A 23748-nucleotide genomic window follows, 5' to 3' on the forward strand; every position below is an offset into this window, starting at 1 on the left:
GAGCCAACCGGCACTGATCCCGGAGGCGATCCGGTGGATCATCCCATCGCTCACTGCGTTAGGAAGCTCTTTGGGTTGAACCCTTTGGGACCTTCAGGTTTGGGATATGCAGGATGGCGGGCACGGCCGGGGGTTATCTTAACCCAAGTGATTGACAGCCTAACCTTAGCGTATGGCGGCCGTAAAGAACCGGTAATCAGTATAGATCCTGCAGTCTGTTGACGCGCAAGGCCCCGGATTGCTCCAGTGCCAGACAGGTCGCCTCGGCACCGGCCATGGTGGTGGTGTAGCTCACCTTGTATTGCAGCGCGGCGCGGCGGATTTCGGCCGAGTCGGTAATGGCCTGCACCCCTTCGGAGGTGTTGACGATGAAGCTGATGTCCTGATTCTTGATCATGTCGACGATGTGCGGTCGGCCCTCCTTGACCTTGTTCACCCCCTCGCAGGGCAGCCCGGCGGCGCGCATGGCCTCGGCGGTGCCGTGGGTGCCATAGAGCTGAAAGCCGAGTGCAAGCAGGCTGCGGGCGACGCGCTCGAGCCGGCACTTGTCGGCATCGCGCACGCTGAGCATGGCTTTGCCAGGACGCGGCAGCTGGGTCCCGGCACCCTCGACCGCCTTGCCAAAGGCCTCGCCGAAAGTCTCGCCGATGCCCATGACCTCGCCGGTGGATTTCATCTCCGGGCCCAGCACGGTGTCGACACCAGGGAACTTGATGAAGGGGAAGACAGCCTCCTTGACGAAAAAGTGCTTGGGCTTGACCTCGGCATGCAGGCCCTGTTCGGTCAGGCTGCGGCCGACCATGCAGCGTGCGCCCACCTTGGCGAGCGGCACGCCGATGGATTTGGACACAAAGGGCACGGTGCGCGAGGCGCGCGGATTGACCTCAAGAATATAGATGTCGTCGCCCTTGATGGCGAACTGGGCGTTCATCAGACCGCGCACGCCAAGCGCCAGCCCCATCCGGCTCATCTGCTCGCGCAGCCGGTCCTGCACGCTTGCTGACAGAGTGTAGGGGGGCAGCGAGCAGGCCGAGTCGCCGGAGTGGACGCCGGCCTGCTCGATATGCTCCATGATGCCGCCGATCAGCACCCGCTCGCCATCGCAGACGGCATCGACGTCGATCTCGATAGCATCTTCCAGGAAACGATCAAGCAGCACCGGGGATTCGTTCGACACGCTAACCGCCGAGCGGATGTAGCGCGCGAGCTCCTGGTCGTCATAGACCAGTTCCATCGCCCGCCCGCCCAGCACGTAGGACGGGCGCACCACCAGCGGATAGCCGATGGTAGCGGCGAGTCTCAACGCTTCTTCCTCGCTGCGCGCGGTGCAGTTCGGTGGCTGTTTAAGCTCAAGCTGGTGGATGAGCTGCTGGAAGCGCTCACGGTCCTCGGCCAGGTCGATAGAGTCCGGCGAAGTGCCGATGATGGGCACGCCGGCGGCTTCGAGATCGCGCGCCAGTTTGAGCGGAGTCTGACCGCCATATTGGACGATGACGCCGAAGGGCTGCTCCTTGTCGACGATCTCGAGCACGTCCTCGAGCGTGAGCGGCTCGAAATAGAGCCGATCAGAGGTGTCGTAGTCGGTCGAGACGGTCTCCGGGTTACAGTTGACCATGATGGTCTCATAACCATCCTCGCGCATCGCAAAGGCGGCGTGCACGCAGCAGTAGTCAAACTCAATGCCTTGGCCGATGCGGTTCGGTCCGCCGCCGAGGACCATGATTTTCTTGTTGTCAGTCGGCTGGGCTTCGCATTCTTCCTCGTAGGTGGAATACATATAGGCCGTGCTGGCGGCGAACTCAGCGGCACAGGTGTCGACGCGCTTAAACACCGGGCGCACGCCGCAGGCGTGGCGGCGATCGCGGATCTGCTGCTCCGTTGTCCCCGTGAGCGTTGCCAGACGCCGGTCGGAAAAGCCTTTGCGTTTCAGGAGCCGCAGCCGCTGCTCGTCCAAGACATCAATGCCCTGGACTTTGACATCGTGCGCGATGGCGACCAGCTCTTCGATCTGGGCGATGAACCAGGGATCGATGCCGGAGAGTTCCTGAATCTCCTCCGCCGTCATGCCAGCACGCATGCCATCGACCAGATAGAAAATCCGCTCCGCCCCAGGCTGGGCAATCTCGGTGCGCAGCCGTTTGATGGCACTCGGGTCGGCCAGGTCGAGCATGTTGTTCAGGCCGTCTTTGTCGGTCTCGAGCCCGCGCAGGGCTTTTTGCAGCGACTCCTGGAAGGTGCGACCGATGGCCATAACCTCGCCGACCGACTTCATCTGGGTGGTCAGATGGGCATCGGCGAGCGGGAATTTCTCAAACGCGAAGCGTGGCACCTTGGTGACCACATAATCGATGGTCGGCTCGAAAGACGCAGGCGTTGCACCGCCGGTGATCTCGTTGCGCAGCTCATTGAGGGTGTAGCCGACCGCCAGCTTGGCCGCGACCTTGGCGATGGGAAAACCCGTCGCCTTGGATGCGAGCGCGGAGCTGCGCGAGACCCGCGGGTTCATCTCAATGATGATCATGCGCCCGTCTTCGGGGTTGATGGCGAACTGCACATTGGAGCCGCCGGTGTCGACGCCGATCTCGCGCAGCACCGCCAGTGAGGCGTTGCGCATGATCTGATATTCCTTGTCGGTCAGCGTCTGTGCCGGTGCGACCGTGATGGAATCCCCCGTGTGCACTCCCATGGGGTCGAAGTTCTCGATCGAGCAGACGATGATGCAGTTGTCCGCATGGTCGCGCACCACTTCCATCTCGTACTCTTTCCAGCCGAGAGCGGATTCCTCGATCAGCAGTTCGCGCGTCGGGGAAAGGTCCAACCCACGGCGGCAGATTTCCTCGAACTCCTCGGCATTGTAGGCAATACCGCCACCGCTGCCGCCCATGGTGAAGGACGGGCGGATGATGGCGGGAAAGCCGATCTGCGCCTGCACCTGAAAGGCTTCTTCCAGACTGTGGGCGATGACCGAATGCGGCATGTCGAGCCCAATGCGACGCATGGCCTGACGGAACAAATCGCGGTCCTCAGCCTTGTCGATGGCCTCGCGGCTGGCGCCGATCATTTCCACGCCAAAGCGCTCAAGCACCCCATGGCGGGCCAGATCGAGCGCCGTATTGAGCGCCGTCTGCCCACCCATGGTCGGCAGCAGGGCGTCGGGCCGTTCGATCTCGATGATGCGCTCAAGCACCCGCCAGGTAATCGGCTCGATGTAGGTGGCATCGGCCATCTCCGGGTCGGTCATGATGGTGGCCGGATTGCTGTTGACCAGGATGACGCGATAGCCCTCCTCGCGCAGCGCCTTGCACGCCTGGGCGCCGGAGTAGTCGAACTCGCAGGCTTGTCCGATCACAATGGGCCCGGCGCCAATGATCAGAATGCTGTGAATGTCGGTACGCTTTGGCATGAACTGGCCCTTGCTGGCACGGCGATGGCGGGTGTGTGAATGGCGCGGGTGGCGGTGACTGAAACAGGCAAAAAGAACCGGATCAAGCGGCGCGGCCTTCGCGCATCAGCTCGATAAAGTGCGCGAACAGCGGTTCAACATCATGCGGGCCGGGGCTGGCCTCCGGATGGCCCTGAAAGCTAAAGGCCGGGCGCTCACGATGGTGAATGCCCTGCAGGGAACCATCGAACAGTGAGCGATGGGTGGCCATGACCGTCTCTGGCAGGCTTTGTTCATCGACCGCAAAGCCATGGTTCTGGCTGCTGATCATCACCCGGTGGCTGGCGAGATCCTCGACCGGATGATTGGCACCGTGATGGCCAAATTTCATTTTCACCGTGCGCGCGCCGCAAGCCAGACCCAGTAGCTGATGCCCCAGACAGATGCCAAAGAGCGGCACGCCGGCATCAAGCAGTTCGCGAATCGCCGTGATGGCGTAGTCGCAGGGTTCGGGGTCACCGGGGCCGTTGCTGAGGAATACGCCATCGGGGTGGAGGGCCATGACTTCCGCTGCGGGCGTTTGTGCCGGCACCACGGTGACCTGACAGCCGTGCGCAACCAGAATGCGCAGGATGTTGCGCTTGATGCCGAAGTCGTAAGCCACCACCCGAAAGCTGCTGGCTGGGCCAGTGCCGTTCGCAGCAGCACCGCTTGCAAGACAGCCGCTTGTGCTATTGCCGTTCGCACCAGGGTCGACGCGCCCGGCATCGGTTGAATCTCGACCGCCCGAACTCCCCTCCGCACTATCGCGCGGCCCATACCCGTCCTCGCGCGTCCACACGCCCTGATGCCAATCATAGGCCTCGGCGGTACTGACCTCGCGCGCCAGGTCCATGCCTTTCAGCCCGGGGAAGGCGCGCGCTTGCTCCAGCGCCGCCTGCTCGTCGATGCCCGCACCAGCCTGCAGGCAGCCATTTTGGGCGCCCTTCTCGCGCAGCAACCGAGTCAGGCGCCGGGTGTCGACATCGCTGATTGCGACCACACCCTGCTCGCGCAGGTAGTCACCCAGGTCCTGCTGCCGCCGCCAGTTGCTGGCCAGTGCGGGAAGATCGCGCACAATCAAACCAGCCGCCTGAACCCCGGGGGATTCTTCATCCTCAGCGTTAGTGCCGGTGTTGCCGATGTGCGGATAGGTCAGAGTCACCAGCTGACGGCGATAGGACGGATCGGTCAGGATCTCCTGATAGCCGGTCATGGCCGTGTTGAAGACGACCTCGCCGACACTTTCGCCAGACGCGCCAATGGCGGTCCCGCGGAAGACCGAACCATCTTCCAGAACCAGGACAGCAGCTGATTGCACAGGGGACTCCGAAAACAGAAGATTCAAAACACGAAGATGGACGGGGCTAGCGGGCTGCCCTGTCAGGTGACGCCCGCAAAGGCATCAGGACCGCAGCGCAGCTTAAAGCATCCGACCCGGAATATTACCCGCAAGCCGAGAAGGCTGTCTAATGCACCGTCCGCAATTGGGACAGGACGCCAAATGGCCACTGGCCTCTTCCCCGGCTCGCGGACACCGGCTTGCTTGCTTGAAAATCGGCCAGGGGCTGCGAGGCTGAGCGGCAGCGGATCAGTCAATCCGTCATACGGCGAGCCGCTGAAGCTCGATTAAGCGATGCTCGTCGGTCACCAGAACGCGAAAATACCCCCTGAGGCCGAAATGATCGATGTAACGGCGAAACGCCTCGGCCGGCAGCTCTAGGCGCAGGCCATTGTTGGCCACCACGCTGATGCTGCGCGAGCGGCCTTCATAAAAGGCGAGGAGATCCTCGCGCGGAATCCGTAGAGAAAATTCGTAAGTCTTCAACGCTTTCGCGGTCACCCAGTGCCGCCTCAATGTTCCCCTGGTCTCGCCCCGGTTTGCTGGCGGCATTTGTAACCGCATCCGCCACCACCGCTAACCTGGTGCCCATCAAACAACATGGCAGCCGACGCCGCGCAAGGCCGCCGACTGCCGCTCAGGGCTCTAGAGCCCGACTCAGCCAGTCGACCGTCACCGACCGCTGGCGCCAAATGGCGGCTCCGGCAAGGGCGGCAGCGGCGGTAGCTCTGGTAGCTGGGGCGGTGGCGGCGGCTCTGGCGGCTGCAGAGGCAGCGGCATCGGCGGGGGCACGCCCAACATGGCATCGCGCACATAGCCGGGGAAGTCTGGATTCACCCAGCCATCCCGGCCAAGCTTCTCGGCAGGCGGGCGCAGGCGGGCAACATAGTCCAGCACCGCGCTTTCTTGTTGCGGCGTGAATCCCTCAATCTGCTTGACCATCTCGGAATCTGCGTTCTTGCGCGCGCCGCTGCGGATCGCATCGAACTGCCGGATCAGATAATTGAAATGCTGACCTGCAATGGCCGGGATATGGTCCTGCGCATCGCCCTGCCCGCGCTCTCCGTGGCAATCGACGCAGTTCTCCTGAAAAAGCTGCTCGCCCAAGGCTAGATCGACGCCCGGACCCACGTCATTATGCGGCGTCATCGGCAATTGCGACACATAGGCGGCGACATCGGCCATTTGCTGCGGCCCACCAAGAATGCGCGGCACCGAAAAGGGATACATCAGCGGATTGCTGCGATTGCCGGCACGAAAATCCGCCAGTTGCTTGATGATAACGCTTGGCAGCTGACCGGCGATCTGCGGATAGACACCATCGACCGTGCCCCAGCCCTCGGGCCGGTGACAAACCGCGCAGGTGAGATAGACCTTGCGCCCGTTCTCCGGGTCGGCCTGTTTCGCCAGCGCCTGCTCGTACTCCGCGAGCGCGGCATCCAGTTCCGCCTGTCCGGCCAGCACCGGGGTCATCACGCCAGCAAGTGCCAAGCCAAGGCCTAAACGCCCGCAAGTAACCACCGCCCGCGAGCCCTTGTGCCAAGCAGTTGGCGTCTGTCGCGCCCTCTCCACCCGGCTGTCTCGCGTCCATCTTGTTCTGATCCCACGTGTTCTGATGCCACGTGTTCTGATCAAGCTCGTTCTGATCACAGGCAAACTCCTCCATTCCGATCGATCCAGAAATCGGCCCATCAACCGATCCGGAAAAAGTATCGCACCCAAGACCGCGCTTTGTCTCGCACAAAGCCGGCCGGGTTATGCCAAGGCCCGCCACAAGCGCCAGCGCGGGCCTCGCCTGGGCCTGCAATGCACAGGTTATCCACAGGCTTCACCGGCGCCATCCACCGCCTTATTCACAATATATTGTGATTTGACAGCCGCCCTGACACTAGATATTGTTTCCACCCACTGGATTTCGCGGCAACTGCGTCCTTGTCTGTAAACCCCAGTGAATAAGTCACCCATGGCCCGCCCGGCATTCATTTCACCGCTGACAACCACATCGGAGGACTTCCACCATGGCTAGCACGTCGCCCGCCGCCTCGGCTGAACAACACCCATCACAGCCTCCGGTCATCGGTACCCAGCCGACCGCCTCCTCCCAGCCGCCGATCGGGCCAAGGTCCAGCTCCCAGCCCGGCAACCACGCAGGTTCCGAGCCCGGCACCCAATCCAGCTCCCAACAACGCCCCCAGCACAGCCCCAGACCCGGCGAGCTGCAGGTTATTCGCCGCAACGGCAAGGTCACGCACTTCGATCCCAACAAGATCAAGGTCGCCATGACCAAGGCCTTTCTTGCGGTTGAAGGCGGGCATGCCGCGGCCTCGAGCCGGATTCATGATCAGGTCGAGCAGCTCGCCGAGCAGGTCACGGCGGCCCTGACCCGCCGACTGCCGGGCGGCGGCACCGTGCATATTGAGGACATTCAGGATCAGGTCGAACTGGCACTGATGCGGGCCGGCGAGCACAAGGTCGCGCGCGACTATGTGATCTACCGCGATGCCCGGGCGCGCGAGCGCGCGGCCAATGTCCAAGGCTCCGAAGCCGTGCAAGCCACCCAAGGGCTGAGCGTTACCCTGAGCGACGGGCGCTCGGTTCCGCTTGATCAGGAAAAACTCGCGACCCTGGTCACCGACGTCTGCGCCGGGCTCGAGGCAGTCGAGCCGCAGTTGGTGCTGGACGACGCCTGCCGCAACCTGTTCGACGGCGTCAAGGAGCAGGATGTCGATCAGTCCTTGATTATGTCCGCGCGCGCGCTGATTGAGCGCGAACCGGCCTATAGCCAGGTCGCAGCGCGTCTGCTGCTCGAGAGCCTGCGCAAAGAGGCGCTGGGTTTTCTTGGCCTGCCGACGGCGACCACTGGCAGAACAACTGACCCAATCGCTGGTGAAACAGCCGCCAGCGCCGCGTGCGTGACCGACTGGGCACAGTCCTATGCTGAGTACTTCAGCGCCTATGTCAAGCAGGGTGCCGAGCTGGAGCTGCTCGACACCGAGCTAACCCGCTACGACCTCGCCCGGCTCGGCGCCGCATTGCAGCCAGAGCGCGACCGTCAGTTTACCTATCTTGGCCTGCAGACCCTTTACGACCGCTACTTTATCCATAAAAACGGCGTGCGCTTTGAGATGCCCCAGGCCTTTTTCATGCGCGTGGCCATGGGTCTGGCGATTAATGAGATCGACCGCGAAGCCCGCGCAATCGAATTCTACGAGCTACTCTCGCGCTTCGACTTCATGAGCTCGACGCCGACGCTATTCAACTCCGGCACCCTGCGTCCACAGCTGAGCTCCTGCTACCTGACCACGGTGCCGGATGACCTTGACGGCATCTATGGCGCCATCAAGGACAACGCGCTGCTGAGCAAATTCGCCGGCGGCCTGGGCAACGACTGGACTCAGGTGCGCGGCATGGGCGCGCACATCAAGGGCACCAACGGCAAGAGCCAGGGCGTGGTGCCATTCCTCAAGGTAGCCAATGACACAGCTGTAGCGGTTAACCAGGGCGGCAAGCGCAAGGGGGCAGTTTGTGCCTATCTCGAGACCTGGCACATTGATGTCGAGGAATTTCTCGAGCTGCGCAAGAACACCGGCGATGACCGCCGCCGCTGCCACGATATGAACAGCGCCAACTGGGTGCCGGATTTATTCATGAAACGCGTCGCCGAGGAAGGCGACTGGACGCTGTTCTCCCCGAATGAAACGCCGGATTTGCATGATCTGACCGGCCAGGCCTTCGAGCAGGCTTATTTGGCCTATGAGGCGCGCGCGGCGGCTGGCGAAATGAGCGTCAGCAAGACGGTCAAAGCCGTTGACCTGTGGCGCAAAATGCTCGCGATGCTGTTCGAGACCGGCCATCCCTGGATTGCGTTCAAAGACCCCTGCAACCTCCGCTACACCAACCAGCACGCTGGCGTGGTGCACAGCTCCAACCTTTGCACCGAGATTACCCTGCACACCAATGATCAGGAAATCGCCGTGTGCAATCTCGGCAGCATCAATCTGGCGGCGCATGTGACCGAGCGCGGCCTGGATACCGAGAAGCTGCAAAAGACCGCGCGCACCGCCATGCGCATGCTCGACAACGTCATCGACTACAACTTCTACAACGTGCCTCAGGCACGCAGCTCCAATCTGCGTCATCGCCCGGTCGGGCTCGGGCTCATGGGCTTTCAGGATGCGCTCTACAAACTGCGCATGCCCTACACCAGCCAGGAGGCGGTCAGCTTTGCCGACCGCAGCATGGAACTGATCTCCTATTACGCCATCGAGGCCAGCGCCGACCTGGCGGCCGAGCGCGGCAGCTATACCAGCTTCCCCGGCTCGCTGTGGAGCCAGGGTGTGCTGCCCATCGACTCCATCGCACTGCTCGAACAGGGTCGCGGCGGTTATCTGCAAACCAATCGCGACAGCACGCTGGATTGGGACCGCCTGCGCGAGAAAGTCCGCGGCCAGGGCATGCGCAACTCCAACTGCATGGCCATCGCGCCGACCGCGACCATCAGCAACATCGTCGGTGTGAGCCAGTCCATCGAGCCGACCTACCAGAACCTGTTCGTCAAATCCAATCTGTCCGGCGAGTTCACCGTGGTCAATCCCTACCTGGTCGCTGACCTCAAGGCGCTTGGCCTATGGGACAGCGTCATGGTCAATGACCTCAAGTACTACGACGGCTCGGTGCAGCCCATCGATCGCGTCCCGGATGAGCTCAAGGCGCTCTATGCCACCGCCTTCGAGATCGACCCGCGTTGGCTGGTCGAGGCCGCCAGCCGTCGGCAGAAATGGCTCGACCAGGCACAAAGCCTGAATCTCTATATGCGCGAGCCCAACGGCAAGAAGCTCGATAACCTCTACAAACTCGCCTGGGTGCGGGGGCTGAAAACCACCTACTACCTCCGCTCCATGGGCGCCACCCATGTCGAGAAATCCACCATGAGCGACAGCAGCCGTGCCAATCAGCTAAGCGCCGTCGGCGGCAGTTATCTGGCGGTCAATCGCGGCAAGCCGGATGGCCAGGGCAATGGCGGCCAAGCCAATGCGGGTCATAACAAAGGCAATGGCGCCAGCGCCCCGAGCGCCTGTTCCATCGATGATCCCGAGTGCGAGAGCTGCCAGTAGGGGCCTTGTCGATCAGCCCGCCGTCAGCAGAACCCGCAACCACGGAACCAAGCCACCGGGAGGCCGGATGAACTACACCGAAGTTCTAAAAGCCCTGAATGAGGCCAGCCTGTTCGACCTCTACCGGTTGAATGCGGCCATCAACAACCAACTCGCAGACCCAGCCCGACTGGCGGCGGTCAAGCGGGCTTTGGTTCTCGGGCAAAAGCTCCGCTATTTCGATGGCCCCCGCAATCGGCTGATCGAAGCCACCTTGCTGCGGATTGATCGCACGCGCGCCACGGTCAAGGATGTCGAAGACGGTCAACAATGGCGCATTCCCTTCTTCATGATCGATCTCGAGGGCAGGGACGTGCAAATCGCCGCCACCAGCAACCGCGGTCTCGACCGCAACAGCCTAAGCGTTGGTGATCGGGTGGCCTTTCAGGACCGCAACGGTCAGGAGCGCTACGGTGAAGTCATCAAGCTGAACACAAAAACCGCGAGTGTGCTCGTCAAAGGCTCACGCTGGCGCGTCGCTTACGCCTTGCTCTCCCCAGTGATCGATGGCGACCTCGGCGCACCGGAACCGGAACTGCTTCCTGCTCACCGCCCTGCTCTGAGCGGGTCGTGAGCGGATATTGAACCGACAGACCAAGACGGACGACAGGCGCCTGGCGATTAATCATCCAATCCGATGCACCGAGATCAATTTTGGATTCACTGTCACTGCCGCCATTCCGGCACCGCATGCCAGGGGTCTTTGATCCTCTTCCACGCTGCCGTCGCCTATTCGAGCCCAAAACTACCGACTACTAGCCACTGCCCAGGAGACCCCAACCATGCTGAACTGGGAAGACCCCCTTGCCGATCTGAAATCTCAATCAAAACAGAACCCACCGCCCTTCGACGCCGCTTCCTATCCGGATGCGGATATCCCGGCGCGCAGCAAAGATGCAACCAGAGAATGGAGTCATGAAGAGAGCTCCCGCAATGGTGAGCGAGAGATCACTTCAGCGGCTCCAACGCCCCGCCCCGGCTTGGGCCTGGTCGAAAACAGCGCCCTGATGGCCACCGCCGGCGCTGCGCCCGTGGTCAACCCGAATCCGCTTCCGTCCCAAGCCTCCCTGCTACCCGATGAGGATAACAGCGCCTGGCAGCCCTTGGATGCGCGAGCGGAACAGGAACAATCAGCCGCGCTCGATCCCAACGCAAACCAGGAGCCAAAGGCTGAGACAGACCGGCAACCCGCCGGCGGCGCCACTGGGCTCGAAGACCTGGAAATGGGGGCCGGCCGCATTCGTGTTGACGACAAGCGCATCATCAATTGCAATGCCGACCTCAACCAGCTCGTCCCATTCAAATACGACTGGGCCTGGCAGAAATACCTGGATGCCTGCGCCAACCATTGGATGCCGCAAGAAATCAATATGAACGCGGACATCGCCCTATGGAAAGACCCCAATGGTCTGACCGAGGACGAGCGCACCATCATCAAGCGCAACCTGGGCTTTTTCTCGACCGCCGATTCCCTGGTGGCCAACAATCTGGTGCTGGCCGTCTATCGCCACATCACCAACCCAGAATGCCGGCAGTATCTGCTGCGCCAGGCTTTCGAGGAGGCGCTGCATACGCATGCCTATCAATACGTGGTCGAAAGCCTGGGGCTGGATGAAGGCGAAATCTTCAATATGTACCGCGAGGTGCCCTCGGTCGCACGCAAGGCCGAATGGGCGCTGCCATTTACCCAGTATCTCGCCGACCCGCATTTCAAAACCGGCACCCCGGCCAATGATCGCCGTCTACTGCGCGAAATGGTGGCCTTCTATATCATCTTCGAGGGGATTTTCTTCTACGTTGGCTTTGTGCAGGTGCTGAGCATGGGGCGGCGCAACAAAATGACTGGTACTGCCGAGCAGTTCCAATACATCCTGCGCGATGAATCCATGCACATGAACTTCGGCATCGACGTAATCAATCAGATCAAGATTGAAAACCCACACTTGTGGACCGAGACCTTCCGCCAGGAACTGAGCGACATGATCACCGAGGCCGTCGAACTCGAAGCCCGGTACGCCCACGAAACCATGCCGCGCGGCGTGCTGGGACTCAACGCACCTATGTTCGAGGAATACTTGCACTTCATCGCCAACCGCCGCTGCGCCCAGATCGGCCTGTCGGAGCAGTACCCAGGCGCCACCAATCCCTTCCCGTGGATGTCCGAAGTGCTGGACCTGAAAAAAGAGAAGAACTTCTTTGAAACCCGAGTAACCGAATATCAGACCGGAGGCACCCTGTCCTGGGACTGAGCTGCCCTGAGATTGAAGGTCATCGGCCGCGACCTCCCTGACAGCGGGACGCTCCGAGGAACGGCCTTCAATCCACCAGCTTTCGCATCGCCTGCAGCAGATCGCGCCAGGTCAGGATGCCAACCAGAGCATTGTCTTGATCGACTACGGGCAGGCAGGAGACATGGTGGTCCTCGAACAACCGCAGGGCGTCGCCGATGCCCTGATTCTGCTCGATCACCACCGGTTGTCGGGACATGACCTGATGAGCTCGGCGCGACAGCCCGGCACGGTCCAGATTGCTCTCCGCTGGCGTGCCGACGCCCGGACTGAGCGCCTTGAACAGGTCGCGGTCTGATAAGACGCCGAAAATCCTGCCCTCTTCAAGCACCGCGAGGTGGTGAAAATGGGTGTTGTCAAAGATATTTTTGACCACCCCCAGAGTGTCGTCCATTTCGACAGTCACCACGGGGGTGGTCATCAGATCTCTGATCTTCTGGTTAGATGCGCGCATGGGTTAAGAAACCGCTTGGAGTCACCGGGAGATGAAACGGGCAAAGTTGCATGACGGGAATCTAGGTTGCATAACGGGCATTTCGCGCCTGCTTGACTCGACCCCACCCTCTTGTCCGCTCTGACGCCTAGTATTCTGGCTCCAAATGAAGCTAGGTACCAGCCCGCGACGCACCCGGAGCGCCGGCTCAGGTTTCTTGATTCAACGCCTTGAGCTGAAATCCTGCCTGCTCGACGGCTTCGCGCAGGGCGTCAGCACGCACCCCTTCGGCGGCCCGGAGCCTCACGCGCCCTGAACTCAGCTCCGGTATCGCTTCTTCCACCTGATCAACAGCCTCAAGGGCGTTTTTCACGCTCGCCACGCAATGCCCGCAAGTCATACCGCCGACCTGCAACACCATGCCGCCCTGATTTCCACTTTCAACGCGAGCTGCGGCTTCTCGCTCCATCTGACGCTGGCGCTGGCGTCGAAATTCAAGAAACCCGAGCAGAGCCAGCAGCAAAATTGCAGAAAGATAGTTAAGCCAACCACCATGCTCGCCATGCGCATGGCCGGCGCCAAGGTCGACACTCAGCAACTGATCGAACATCAGCCCGAAGCCCAGGCTGGAGAGAATCACAGTCGCCAGATAGATGGTGATCACGCGCGGCCCCAGTGTGCGATAGACGGCGCCAATGGTCGCGACATTGGTTGCCGGTCCGGCCATCAGAAACACCAACGCTGACCCGGCCGGCAAGCCCGCTGCAATCAGAGAAGCGGCAATGGGCACCGAGGCGGTGGTGCAGACGTAAAGCGGCAGCGAGATCGCAAGCACCACCAGCATGCCGAGCAGGCCGCTCGACCATGCCTGGCTGGCAAAGAAGTCTTCGGGAGTCAGTGCCGTCACCAAGGCAGCGGCGAGAATGCCAAAAATCAGCCATCTGTCGATCGCGCCAAGCAGATCAAAGACCGCATAACGCACCGCACCCCACAAACCGCGCGTCTTGCCATCCTGTGCACCACACTGGCTATCTGCCTCGCTCTCAGGCCCAAGACCATCCCGTCGGGGCACCAAGCGATTGGTCAGCACGCCACCCGCGATGCCAGTCACGAAAGCCGCAATCAACTTGAAGATGGCAAAGGGCCAACCAAGAAAAGCAGCACTGACCAGAATCGCATCAACGCCCGTCTGCGGCGTACTGATCAGGAAGGATGTTGTGGCGCCAGGAGATGCACCCTCCTTGCGCAGACCGAGGGCGGTTGGAATGACGCCACAGGAGCAAAGAGGCAGCGGAACACCAATCAGCGAGGCCCGGGTGACGCTGCGCCAATCGTTTCCACTCAATCCACGATGAACGAACCCATCGGGCATATAGGCATGCATTAACCCCGCAATGAGCAGCCCGAGCAACAGCGACGGGGACAGCTCAAGCAGGATCTGCCAAAGTATCTGGAGAAAACTCAGCATGCCGACTCATTCCCAAGGCAAGCGCCCCAGCGCCTGTTATCGACACATCCGCAACACGGATCAGAAGGCTTTGGGGTCTCCAAAGGCCTTGGGGTCAGAAGGGTCAGACCAGAAGGTAGACCCTCACCGAACAGCATTTAGCCCCGCGGTCCCCGATAGGGTTGCTGCTGGTAGCGAGGCGGCGGCGGCCTTCTATGGGTGCTCCTTTGATCAGCATCATACATGGCGCCTCCGAGAGCGCCGATGCCGGCTCCGATCGCGGCGCCCTTACCTGCATTGGCACTTTCCGACCCTACTGCAGCACCGGCCGCTGCGCCCAGTGCAGCCCCACCAAGAACACGTTCTCCGCTGCGTGGGCCGGCGCAGCCTGCCAGCACCAGCGTCAAGACGGCGATGGTTGCGAGCAAAAATTGGTTTTTTCGAATTCCCATAAAAACCTCGTCAGTTTGGAGACATCTTCAAGCAAAGAAGCACGAAAACAGTTGCGCAACGGAAACTGCTGCAGTGGTATCAGCCAAGAGTAACGCCTGCGACTAAAACTCGCAGGCATCACATTTAGTCGATATAGCCTTTCTCGTGCTGATCGTAGAGGTAACCACCGAGCGCACCGGCACCGGCACCGATGAGCGCGCCCGCACCCGCGTTCGCGGACAGCGAACCAACCAGAGCACCACCTGCCGCGCCCATGAGCGCGCCACTGCCAGCTCTCGAGCCGGTGGTGGTACCACAGCCCGACACCGATACACCAATTGCCAGGACTGCGGTCACAGCAATCAAAGAAGACTGTTTCATTCTCTTGCTACCTCGTGTGAATCGCGCCTAAGCCAGCCGCGATCAATCAATAAATTACCTTTACTTTCGCACAGACCCCAGCACCCCGGGGGCAAACCGCCATTTGCGAATCTATCGCCCGACGGCCCGTTTTCGGTGCAGAAAAATGCGGGTCTGAGCCTTGCTAACCGTCATGGTGCGGCACCATCCCGGAGGATGACGCTGCTGTTTCACCGCAAGGGCTATGGGCAAGGGTAAGCCTGCGAGAGTGAGCGCATCAAACCGACGACTGGCTGCTCTTTTCTCAGTTTCTTATCCTTCCGATTCTTTGCGCCCCATTCGATGAAGACCTGGCGGGCGTCTTCAATGGTGACAGTCTCGTTGTAACAGACGAGTCGTTTCAGATTCTGGCGGTCGACGACTTCATCGTGGTACTGCACAGTCGCCTCGATAAATGCCCGGCAAGCCAGTGCGGCCGGCACATGCTCGGGCACATCCACAGGAGTTGAGCAGACTTCGTACAAATCTTCCGTTGTGTCGAACCCAAAGTCCTCTGGATCGGTTGCCAAGACCGCTTGAGAGGATAGCAACAAGACCGCGGCGACAGCCGTGGCAGCATGCAGTGAGTAGAACGAAATCTTCATGGTTTAGTTCCTTAAAAGTAAGGTTAGGACATCAGCATGGACCAGAGTATCCGTGACCATCGACGATCAAGCACAGACGCTCATAAATAGTCGGGATCGCGAGGCGAGTCTAACAATCCCGTCCCGCTTGCGGTAGTGCCAAAGCGAGCAAGCATCTGTAACCGCGATGCTGTTCGCAACTCAGCATTGTTGTCACGCGGCCCGCACTTCAGCCAAGCCAGCGGCGAGATCAGGGTAGCGCAAAATAACCCCGAGCTCCTCGCGCAAGCGCCTGTTGTCGAGCCGCCGCGACTCGCGCAAATAGGAGAGCATGCCTGGTGAAAGCTGGCCATCGCTTTCTTGCAAATCAATCTGCGGCGGTGGCGGAAGACCAGCGGCCTGTGCCACGCGTAAAAAGTAATCCGTCATGGTGCTCGGATGCCCGTCACACACGTTATATATCGCACCGGCGGGAGCACGCCCTGCAGCTGCCAGGCAAACGGCGACGAGATCGGCGGCATGGATGCGATTCGTCCAGGGTGCCTGTTCTGGCTTGACCACTGGCGCGCGCTGGCGGATGCGCTCAAGCGGCAGACGATCGGCCGCGTAAATCCCGGCAACGCGAAGAATGATGAGGTCAGCCCCGCTCGCCTTGGCCCAAACCTGCAACTGCTGCTCGGCATGGACGCGCCGCTGCGAGCGCGCTGCGCCCGGCCGCAAAGGCCAGGCCTCATCGACCCATTGCCCCTGGCAATCGCCATAGACGCCAGTGGTGCTAATGTAGATCAGGCGCCGCGGATGTCCGTGATGCGCGAAATGCTCAATCAAGCGCGCGGTGCGGGGGTCTTCCTCACCATCCGGTGGTGGAGGGATGAAATGAAACACCAGCGCCCCCTTGGTGGGGAGGGAGTCAAGCGCTTGCTTATCCAGATCAGCATTCGGATCGAGATCCAGGTCAAGCTGCAACGGCTGGCCTCCCGCCGCTGCGATTGCCGCCAGAGTATCCTTGCATCTCGCCACACCGATTATGCCCTGGTCTGGCGTTCGTTCACTTTCGCCTATCGCCTGATCAGGTGCGACCAGAGAGCGCAGCAGCCGTTGGCCAACATAACCGCAACCGAGAATGATCGTCCGCTCCAAGTTTTCCCCCACTCTATCGAGACCACTGGTTAACAGATCGGAGCTGTTGCGCGAAACCCAAGGCGCACCCCGGGTCTTTTAAGGGTCGGCTAATAAATCTCGGCAGGTCAAGGTCGGCTAGCATCAGCATCGAAACAGCGTCCGAGATCGCGCAACTGCTTCTCTTGACGCTCAATGTCAGCCACCAGCGCCAGTTGCGCCTTGGCTTTCTCAAGATTCTCGCCGCGATAACGTACCCGAAAGTAGCGATCACCGCGCAGGTGATCGACCAGAAAACGGATGCTGAGCTCCAGCGGGATGAGTCGCACCGCGTCGAACAGAAGCTCGATCTCGCTCTTGCGAAGCAGGCCTGGGGCCGCCTCGGCATAACCGCGAAGGAGCGCTGCGGCAAGGTGTGCATCGAAGCTGACCTGCCCTGGACGACTGCTCTCGCCGGCGGGATTACAGCAGGAGCGCAAACAATCACCGATATCGTGCAAAATGAGTCCAGGTTGGACCGTATCGAGGTCGATCAGACAAAGAGCCTGGCGTCCCTCGGCATCGAACAGCACATTGTCCCGCTTCGGGTCGCCATGAACCAGAGTGTTGTGGATCAGTCCGGCATCGCGCGCGTCACGCAAACACCCCAGCACCGGGTCGCGCGCGCGCACTTGGTCAATGAGTGCATCGAGGCCGGGGATTGCATCCAGACCAGCCGCCACGGCATCACCGCCAGGGGCAAAATCCGGCGCAGCGGCAAGCGCAGCGTCCAATGCTGATCGATAACCAAGGGTGTCATGGGACTGCGGCAGAGTGATGTGAAAATCCGTCACCGCGAGATCAGCGCCAAAACGGTGAAAGACCCCGAGGACGCGGCCAATCGAGGCTGCCTGCGCAGGGTTTTCCACGCGCGTAAGCGGAACGCCATGCTCAATGCGCTCCATTAACCGCCAGTAATGCCCATCTCGATCCCGCGCACAAAGCGATCCGTTGCCAGGCTGAAAGAGGCGCGGCAGTCGCGGCGCCGAAAGACCTGATTCCATCGCTGCGTGTTGCAAGCGTGCCAGATTCGCCATGATCAGAGGCGGATTGGGGAATACCGCTGAGTTGATTCGCTGAAGAACAAAATGCCCACCGCGGGCCTGCACCGCGAAGGTGGCATTGATCAGCCCGTTCCCAAGCGGATTCACAGCCTGAATCTGCTGACACACCGGGAACTGAACCGCCATGTCCTTCGCTAGCGCAAGGGCTGAATCAAGAGCCGACCCGGACTCAGTCCGGCCTGTGACCTGATCCTCCGTCATCGCCGCTGCCTCGCAGTGGTGGACAGCTGATGCCTTATCACTGATGCATCAACCAACGGGCACCTCCCCGGCGGATCGAGCGGCATTGCGCGCTTCAATCACCCGTCCATAGAAGGCGAGCATGCGCCTTGCCATCGCCGGCGCGGACCAGTCCTTCGCGTAAGCGACCGCGCGCTTGCCGAGCGTTGCCCGCAGTTCGGTGTTTGTGAGCAGCCGCACCACCTGGCGCGCAAAGGCGTCCTCGTCCTCTTCGGCGATCAGGCAACCTTCACCATCGCGCAACACCTCGGCGCTGCCCATGACGGCCGTTGAAACCACGGGGGTGCCAAGAGCCATGGACTCCAGTAGCACCAGTCCTTGGGTCTCTGTCCGCGACGCGAAAACAAAGACATCTCCGGCACAATAGCAGTCCTCCAGCGAGCCATCGCGCTGCAGGTAGCCAACAAAGCGAACCTGATCGGTCAAACCCAGTTTCCGCGTCAGTGCCTTGAGCATATTTCTTGCCGGCCCCTCGCCCGCAATGGCCAGCAGCGCATCGGGACAGTGCTGTTTGATCCTTGCCATCGCATGCAGCAGAAACTCGACATTTTTCTCGAATGCGAGACGCCCGACATGCACCAATAACGGCTGCTCGGCTGGAATGCCGTGCTGACGCCGGAACCGACTCCCGTCGCCCTGGCTAAACTGTTGCAGCTCGATGCCGGTGGGCACAACCTCGGCTTGGGTTTCAATTCCGTAACTGCGCAACACCTTCAGCATCGCCTGCGACGGCACGGCCAGCCCATCGACATCCCTGCACTGACTGCTCGAGAAGCGCCGCGCGGCATGACGCAGCCAGGCACCCGGAACCAACGGGACATACTTGTCCAGATATTGCTCGAAGAAGGTGTGATAGCTCTCGATCACCGGCACACCCAGGCGCCGTGCGAGAGCCAAGCCGGCATAGTGGGCGACGAACGGCGTGTGAACGTGCAGCAGGTCGAAGCCTGCCTGAATCAGCATGGGCTCATGCGCCCGCAGTCGGCCCCAGCGCAGAATGCGGTCCTCAGGGTCAAACGGCAGATAGCGCGACGGAATGCGAATCACCTCGAAAGGTTCGCTGCCCTGCGCGCCATAGTCTGGCGCGATCAAGGTCACCTGGTGGCCAGCGGCGGAGAATTCCCGCGCAAAGGTCTGGATGGACGTCGAGACCCCGTTGATCCGAGGGAAATAGACATCCGAAATCATCAAAACGCGCATGGCCCGGCTCAGACTCCGTCCTAAATCAGAAATGACACCACAATGAATGCTCAATTTCCATCATCACCTGCGTCCGCCCCGCGCCAGCCGTCGTCATCATTTCGCAACATTTCAGTCATAAAATCGCCATCTCCGACCGCCACAATGCCTGCTGCTTTTGTCAACTGGCTCACGGAGCTCATGGAGTAAATGATGAAAAAGACTCTGATCGCAGCAAGTATTGCAGGTGCAATGGCCGTTTCCTCGCAGGCGATGGCGGCGCGCGACTACATCTATATCGTCGGTTCCTCGACGGTCTTTCCCTTCGCGACCGTGGTCGCCGAGACCTTCGGCAAGAAGACCAACTTCAACACCCCCAAGATCGAGTCCACCGGCTCCGGCGGCGGCATGAAGCTGTTCTGCGAGGGCGTGGGAGTCGAGCATCCGGATATCACCAATGCCTCGCGCCGCATGAAGGTCTCTGAGTTCGAGAAGTGCCAGGAAAATGGCGTCGCGGACATCACCGAGGTAGTCATTGGCTATGACGGCATCGCCATTGCCAACGCCAAGAGCGCCCCTGAGTTTGATCTGACCCTGCGCGATATCTACCTGGCGCTGGCAAAGGACGTTCCGAACCCCGAGAACGAAGAAGAGTTGATCGCCAACCCTTACAAGACCTGGAAGGACGTCAACCCTGATCTGCCCGATGTCGAGATCGAAGTGCTGGGTCCGCCGCCAACGTCTGGCACCCGCGATGCCTTCGCCGAACTGGCAATGGAAGGTGGCTGCAAGACCTTCGACTCCATCAAGGCGATGAAGAAGGAAGACAAGAAAAAGTACAAGGCGGTCTGCCATGGCATCCGTGAAGACGGCGCCTATGTCGAGGCCGGCGAGAATGACAACCTGATCGTGCAGAAGCTCGAAAAGAATCCAGACGCACTGGGCGTCTTCGGCTTTAGCTTCCTGGATCAGAACGCCGACAAGGTCAAAGGTGCCAAGATTGACGGCATCGAGCCGACCTTCGACACCATCTCCGATGGCAGCTACCCGGTCTCGCGCTCGCTCTACTTTTATGTCAAGAACGCCCATGTTGGGACCATTCCTGGCATTGAGGAGTACGTGACCGAGTTCACCAGCGACACCGCCTGGAGCGAGGACGGTTACCTGGCGGACAAGGGTCTGATTCCGCTACACGATGACATGCGCGGCGAGATGGCCAAGAACGCCCAGAGCCTGACGCCCATGTCGAGCCCGGAATAAGGGCTGCCCGAGCGGATGCAGTCCCGGAGTCGGTTGAAGAATCTTCGCCAGGCCCGGGAGCTGAGCACGAAAACCCTTTCGCGCTCAGCATCCGCAGTTGATTGACACCGGCGCGGCCGGCGACCCCAAGGTCGCCAGTCGCGTCCTTATTTTTAGCCGCACCCAACAGCCATGACCCTGCCCCTGCTTCTACTGCTGATCCTCGTCGCCATGGCGCTGGCCTATCACCTGGTGCGCAAACAGGCCATTCAGAGAGTCGGGGGCGTCAGCGGCATCAAGCAGCTCCATTCCCTGCCGGCCTACTATGGCTATTACGCGGCGTTCTGGGTCGGCATCCCGGCGCTGTTGATTCTGCTGGCCTGGTTCGGCTTGCAGGATCGCATCATCACCGCGCTGATGATCGACCATCTGCCAGACTCCATCACCGCTGGACAGTCGAGCGGTCAGATCAGCTTGATTATCAACGACATCAAGAACCTGGCTACCGGGAACATTACCTCCGGCACCATCACCGAGGACATCCAGGCTGCCGCCGATCACTACGCGCGCCTGCAGGGCATCGCGAAAATGTCGCTCTGGGTGCTGATCCTGGCTGCCGCGCTGGCCGGCATGTCCCTGGCCTGGCGCCGCGCCAAGCCGGATTTCCGCGCCCGCAATCGGGTCGAGAATGCCGTGCTGGTGGTCATGATCGTATTCTCGTCCATCGCCATCATCACCACCCTTGGCATCGTGCTCTCGGTGCTTTTTGAGTCCATTCTGTTTTTCCAGGAAATCCCCTGGACGCAATTTTTCTTTGGCACCGAGTGGAGCCCGCAGATCGCACTGCGCGCCGATCAGGTTGGCGCATCCGGGGCCTTTGGTGCCATTCCACTATTCACTGGCACCCTGCTGATTTCCGCCATTGCCATGCTGGTCGCCGTGCCAATCGGCCTGTTCTCGGCCATTTACCTGTCGGAATACGCCGCCCCCGCCGTGCGCGGCATCGCCAAGCCGCTGCTCGAAATTCTGGCTGGCATCCCGACCGTGGTCTATGGCTTTTTTGCGGCGCTCACGGTGGCGCCCTACATCCGTGAACTGGGCGAAAGCATGGGGCTGAACGTTGCCTCAGAAAGCGCCCTGGCCGCTGGATTGGTCATGGGCATCATGATCATCCCCTTTGTGTCATCGCTTTCTGATGACGTAATCAACGCCGTGCCCCAGTCGATGCGCGACGGCTCCCACGCGCTGGGCGCGACCCAGTCCGAGACCATCCGCCGGGTCATTTTCCCCGCCGCCCTGCCCGGCATTGTCGGCGGCGTTCTGCTGGCCGTTTCCCGCGCCATCGGTGAGACCATGATTGTGGTCATGGCCGCCGGCCTGGCGGCCAACCTGACGGCCAATCCGCTCGACAGCGTCACCACGGTCACGGTGCAGATTGTCACCCTGCTGACAGGTGATCAGGAATTCGACAGCGCCAAAACCCTGGCCGCCTTTGCTCTAGGACTGACGCTCTTCGTGGTCACCCTGGCGCTCAATGTCATCGCCCTCCATATCGTGCGCAAATATCGCGAGCAGTATGAATAATCCATCTTCCAGACCGGATGCCGGAAACGGCCCCGCTGCGCCTCGGCCCATCGACATTGTCAATGCGAGCCTCAAGCGACGCTATGCCGCCGAGCGACGATTTCGGGTCATGGGTGCCATAGCCGTCGCACTTGGGTTGCTGTTCGTTGCCATTCTCTTTGCCAGCATCATCGGCAATGGCTACACGGCCTTCCAGCAAACCTACGTCGAGCTGCCGGTGTCGTTCGACGCCGAGGCCATCGATCCCGATGGTCTGATCCGCGCTGGCAAACTGACTCCGAATGAGATCAACAAAGCGCTGATTCGAGTCAATTTCCTCAAAATCGCGCGGGATGCGCTAACCGCCACATTCCCCGAGGTAAAGGGCCGCTCGGCCAAGCGCAAACTCTACGGCCTGTTGAGCCCCGGCGTGCCGCAGCAGTTGCGCGAGATGATCACCCGCCATCCCCAATGGATCGGCGAAGAACGCAAGGTCTGGCTGATCGCCAATGATGACCTGGATATGTTGATGAAAGGCCGCTCGACGCCGATCAAGCACCTGCAAACCAGCGGTCGTGCGACTGTCACCGCTGACGCTGACATGAGCGAGCTACAAATCACCTCCGACGGGTCTGACTTCAGCATCGTGCTGGATGCCCTGCACGCCCAATCGCTCGACAAGGGCGCCAAGACCGAACAACACCTCGCCGATTCGGAACCATCCCTAGCCGATACCGCGGGAAGTCGCGAGACGCTCGACGCCGAGATGCCCAGCTATCTGGTCGCCATTAATGGCGGGCTGGTGAAGGTCGAATCCATTAGCGACCGCGAAGTGACCGGCAAGATTCTGCGCCCCTTGACCAGCGAAGCGCCTTCCGCGCCCGGCACCTGGGAGCTGCTCGAACTCACCAACCCGCAAGGCGCGCGCCGGTTGAAAGATCAGGAAATCGCCTGGGCGCTGTCGCTGAAAGATGCCGGCGCGCTGAAAAAGCGCTTCAACAGCCTGTTCTTCACCCAGGGCTCCTCGCGCGAACCCGAACTGGCCGGCATTGGCGGCGCCTTTATGGGCTCGCTCTTCACTCTGACGCTGACCCTGCTGTTCTCCTTCCCCATCGCCGTCGGCACCGCGATTTATCTGGAAGAATTCGCGCCCAAGAACCGCTGGACCGACCTGATCGAAATCAACATCAATAACCTGGCAGCTGTGCCATCCATTGTTTTTGGCCTGCTTGGGCTGGCAGTCTTCATCAATTTCTTCGGCGTGCCGCGCTCCACGCCGCTGGTCGCCGCCATGGTGCTAACGCTCATGACCCTGCCGACCATTATCATCGCCAGCCGCGCGGCGCTGAAATCCGTGCCGCCGTCCATCCGCGAAGCCGCGCTGGGCGTGGGTGCCTCGCCGCTGCAAACGCAGTTCCATCATGTGCTGCCGCTCGCCATGCCTGGCATGCTGACCGGCACCATCATCGGCATGGCTCAGGCGCTCGGCGAGACAGCCCCGCTGCTGATGATTGGCATGATCGCCTTCATCGTCGACATTCCCGGCGGCTTCACCGACCCATCCACGGTGCTGCCAGTGCAGATTTTCCTCTGGGCCGACAGCCCCGAGCGCGGCTTTGTCGAGCGCACCTCGGCAGCCATCATGGTGCTACTGGGTTTTTTGATCATGATGAATCTGCTCGCGGTGCTGTTGCGACGTCGCTTTGAGCGGCGTTGGTAACGGGCGCAGCATACCGGACGTCCATGATCCCGGCCTTCCCAGAGTATGAAAACGGCTGTTTCATGGTAGACACAACCACCATGATT

Annotated in this window: 19 protein-coding genes; 6 read left to right on the forward strand and 13 right to left on the reverse strand. The window is 60.9% G+C overall.

Features of this window, described 5'->3' with window-relative positions; translation table 11 throughout:
• Positions 1-196 precede the first annotated feature (196 nt).
• The 4 genes from carB to Thiosp_RS19130 form a co-directional block, all read right to left on the reverse strand.
• The gene (gene carB, locus Thiosp_RS19115; protein WP_201063300.1) at positions 197-3403 is read right to left on the reverse strand and encodes a carbamoyl-phosphate synthase large subunit; all 3207 of its coding nucleotides are present in this window, start codon (positions 3401-3403) and stop codon (positions 197-199) included.
• 82 nt (positions 3404-3485) lie between these two features.
• A complete protein-coding gene (carA, locus tag Thiosp_RS19120; RefSeq protein WP_201063299.1) occupies positions 3486-4742 on the reverse strand; it encodes a glutamine-hydrolyzing carbamoyl-phosphate synthase small subunit in 1257 nt (418 codons plus the stop codon).
• Between the two features lie 282 nt (positions 4743-5024).
• Positions 5025-5264, reverse strand: coding sequence for a DUF2835 family protein (locus Thiosp_RS19125; RefSeq protein WP_009146579.1), 240 nt, complete (start codon positions 5262-5264; stop codon positions 5025-5027).
• A gap of 171 nt (positions 5265-5435) precedes the next feature.
• A complete protein-coding gene (locus tag Thiosp_RS19130) occupies positions 5436-6335 on the reverse strand; it encodes a c-type cytochrome (RefSeq protein ID WP_323696612.1) in 900 nt (299 codons plus the stop codon).
• Between the two features lie 644 nt (positions 6336-6979).
• Here Thiosp_RS19130 and Thiosp_RS19135 point away from each other — a divergent pair.
• From Thiosp_RS19135 to Thiosp_RS19145, 3 genes are all read left to right on the forward strand, one after another.
• Positions 6980-9877: a ribonucleoside-diphosphate reductase subunit alpha gene (locus Thiosp_RS19135; RefSeq protein ID WP_407702797.1), complete on the forward strand. Its 2898-nt coding sequence runs from the start codon at positions 6980-6982 to the stop codon at positions 9875-9877.
• A gap of 67 nt (positions 9878-9944) precedes the next feature.
• Positions 9945-10490, forward strand: coding sequence for a hypothetical protein (locus Thiosp_RS19140; protein ID WP_201063297.1), 546 nt, complete (start codon positions 9945-9947; stop codon positions 10488-10490).
• 433 nt (positions 10491-10923) lie between these two features.
• Positions 10924-12165, forward strand: a complete 1242-nt coding sequence (locus Thiosp_RS19145; RefSeq protein WP_407702798.1) for a ribonucleotide-diphosphate reductase subunit beta — start codon at positions 10924-10926, stop codon at positions 12163-12165.
• A gap of 67 nt (positions 12166-12232) precedes the next feature.
• Here the strand turns inward: Thiosp_RS19145 and Thiosp_RS19150 are convergent, their stop codons facing one another.
• The 9 genes from Thiosp_RS19150 to Thiosp_RS19190 all read right to left on the reverse strand — a co-directional run bounded on the left by Thiosp_RS19150 (position 12233) and on the right by Thiosp_RS19190 (position 19343).
• Positions 12233-12625, reverse strand: a complete 393-nt coding sequence (locus Thiosp_RS19150; protein ID WP_242518208.1) for a CBS domain-containing protein — start codon at positions 12623-12625, stop codon at positions 12233-12235.
• 220 nt (positions 12626-12845) lie between these two features.
• On the reverse strand, positions 12846-14105 hold the full coding sequence (locus Thiosp_RS19155; RefSeq protein ID WP_201063294.1) for a permease: 1260 nt from the start codon (positions 14103-14105) through the stop codon (positions 12846-12848).
• A gap of 137 nt (positions 14106-14242) precedes the next feature.
• Entirely contained in the window at positions 14243-14536 is a 294-nt protein-coding gene (locus Thiosp_RS19160) for a YMGG-like glycine zipper-containing protein (RefSeq protein ID WP_201063293.1), read from the reverse strand.
• 124 nt (positions 14537-14660) lie between these two features.
• On the reverse strand, positions 14661-14897 hold the full coding sequence (locus Thiosp_RS19165) for a glycine zipper family protein (protein ID WP_201063292.1): 237 nt from the start codon (positions 14895-14897) through the stop codon (positions 14661-14663).
• A 221-nt stretch (positions 14898-15118) separates the two neighbouring features.
• Positions 15119-15520 (reverse strand): Rap1a/Tai family immunity protein, encoded by a 402-nt coding sequence (locus Thiosp_RS19170; RefSeq protein WP_201063291.1) that lies wholly within the window; start codon positions 15518-15520, stop codon positions 15119-15121.
• Positions 15521-15712: 192 nt separating this feature from the next.
• Complete coding sequence (locus tag Thiosp_RS19175) at positions 15713-16465, reverse strand: NAD-dependent epimerase/dehydratase family protein (RefSeq protein WP_323696613.1); 753 nt, start codon at positions 16463-16465, stop codon at positions 15713-15715.
• A gap of 281 nt (positions 16466-16746) precedes the next feature.
• Positions 16747-17847 carry a phosphotransferase enzyme family protein gene (locus Thiosp_RS19180; RefSeq protein ID WP_242518207.1) on the reverse strand — a complete coding sequence of 367 codons (1101 nt, stop codon included), beginning with the start codon at positions 17845-17847 and terminating at the stop codon, positions 16747-16749.
• Between the two features lie 123 nt (positions 17848-17970).
• Positions 17971-19161: a glycosyltransferase gene (locus tag Thiosp_RS19185; RefSeq protein WP_201063288.1), complete on the reverse strand. Its 1191-nt coding sequence runs from the start codon at positions 19159-19161 to the stop codon at positions 17971-17973.
• 50 nt (positions 19162-19211) lie between these two features.
• Complete coding sequence (locus Thiosp_RS19190; protein ID WP_274607876.1) at positions 19212-19343, reverse strand: hypothetical protein; 132 nt, start codon at positions 19341-19343, stop codon at positions 19212-19214.
• Positions 19344-19353: 10 nt separating this feature from the next.
• Between Thiosp_RS19190 and Thiosp_RS19195 the strand changes: the two genes are divergently transcribed.
• The 3 genes from Thiosp_RS19195 to pstA all read left to right on the forward strand — a co-directional run bounded on the left by Thiosp_RS19195 (position 19354) and on the right by pstA (position 23662).
• Positions 19354-20400 carry a PstS family phosphate ABC transporter substrate-binding protein gene (locus tag Thiosp_RS19195; RefSeq protein WP_201063305.1) on the forward strand — a complete coding sequence of 349 codons (1047 nt, stop codon included), beginning with the start codon at positions 19354-19356 and terminating at the stop codon, positions 20398-20400.
• A gap of 171 nt (positions 20401-20571) precedes the next feature.
• Positions 20572-21963: a phosphate ABC transporter permease subunit PstC gene (pstC, locus tag Thiosp_RS19200; RefSeq protein ID WP_201063287.1), complete on the forward strand. Its 1392-nt coding sequence runs from the start codon at positions 20572-20574 to the stop codon at positions 21961-21963.
• Positions 21956-23662 carry a phosphate ABC transporter permease PstA gene (gene pstA, locus Thiosp_RS19205; protein WP_201063286.1) on the forward strand — a complete coding sequence of 569 codons (1707 nt, stop codon included), beginning with the start codon at positions 21956-21958 and terminating at the stop codon, positions 23660-23662. Before pstC ends, pstA begins: the two co-directional genes overlap by 8 nt.
• Positions 23663-23748: the final 86 nt, after the last annotated feature.

It is taken from the genome of Thiorhodovibrio litoralis, assembly GCF_033954455.1.
GTDB lineage: Bacteria > Pseudomonadota > Gammaproteobacteria > Chromatiales > Chromatiaceae > Thiorhodovibrio > Thiorhodovibrio litoralis.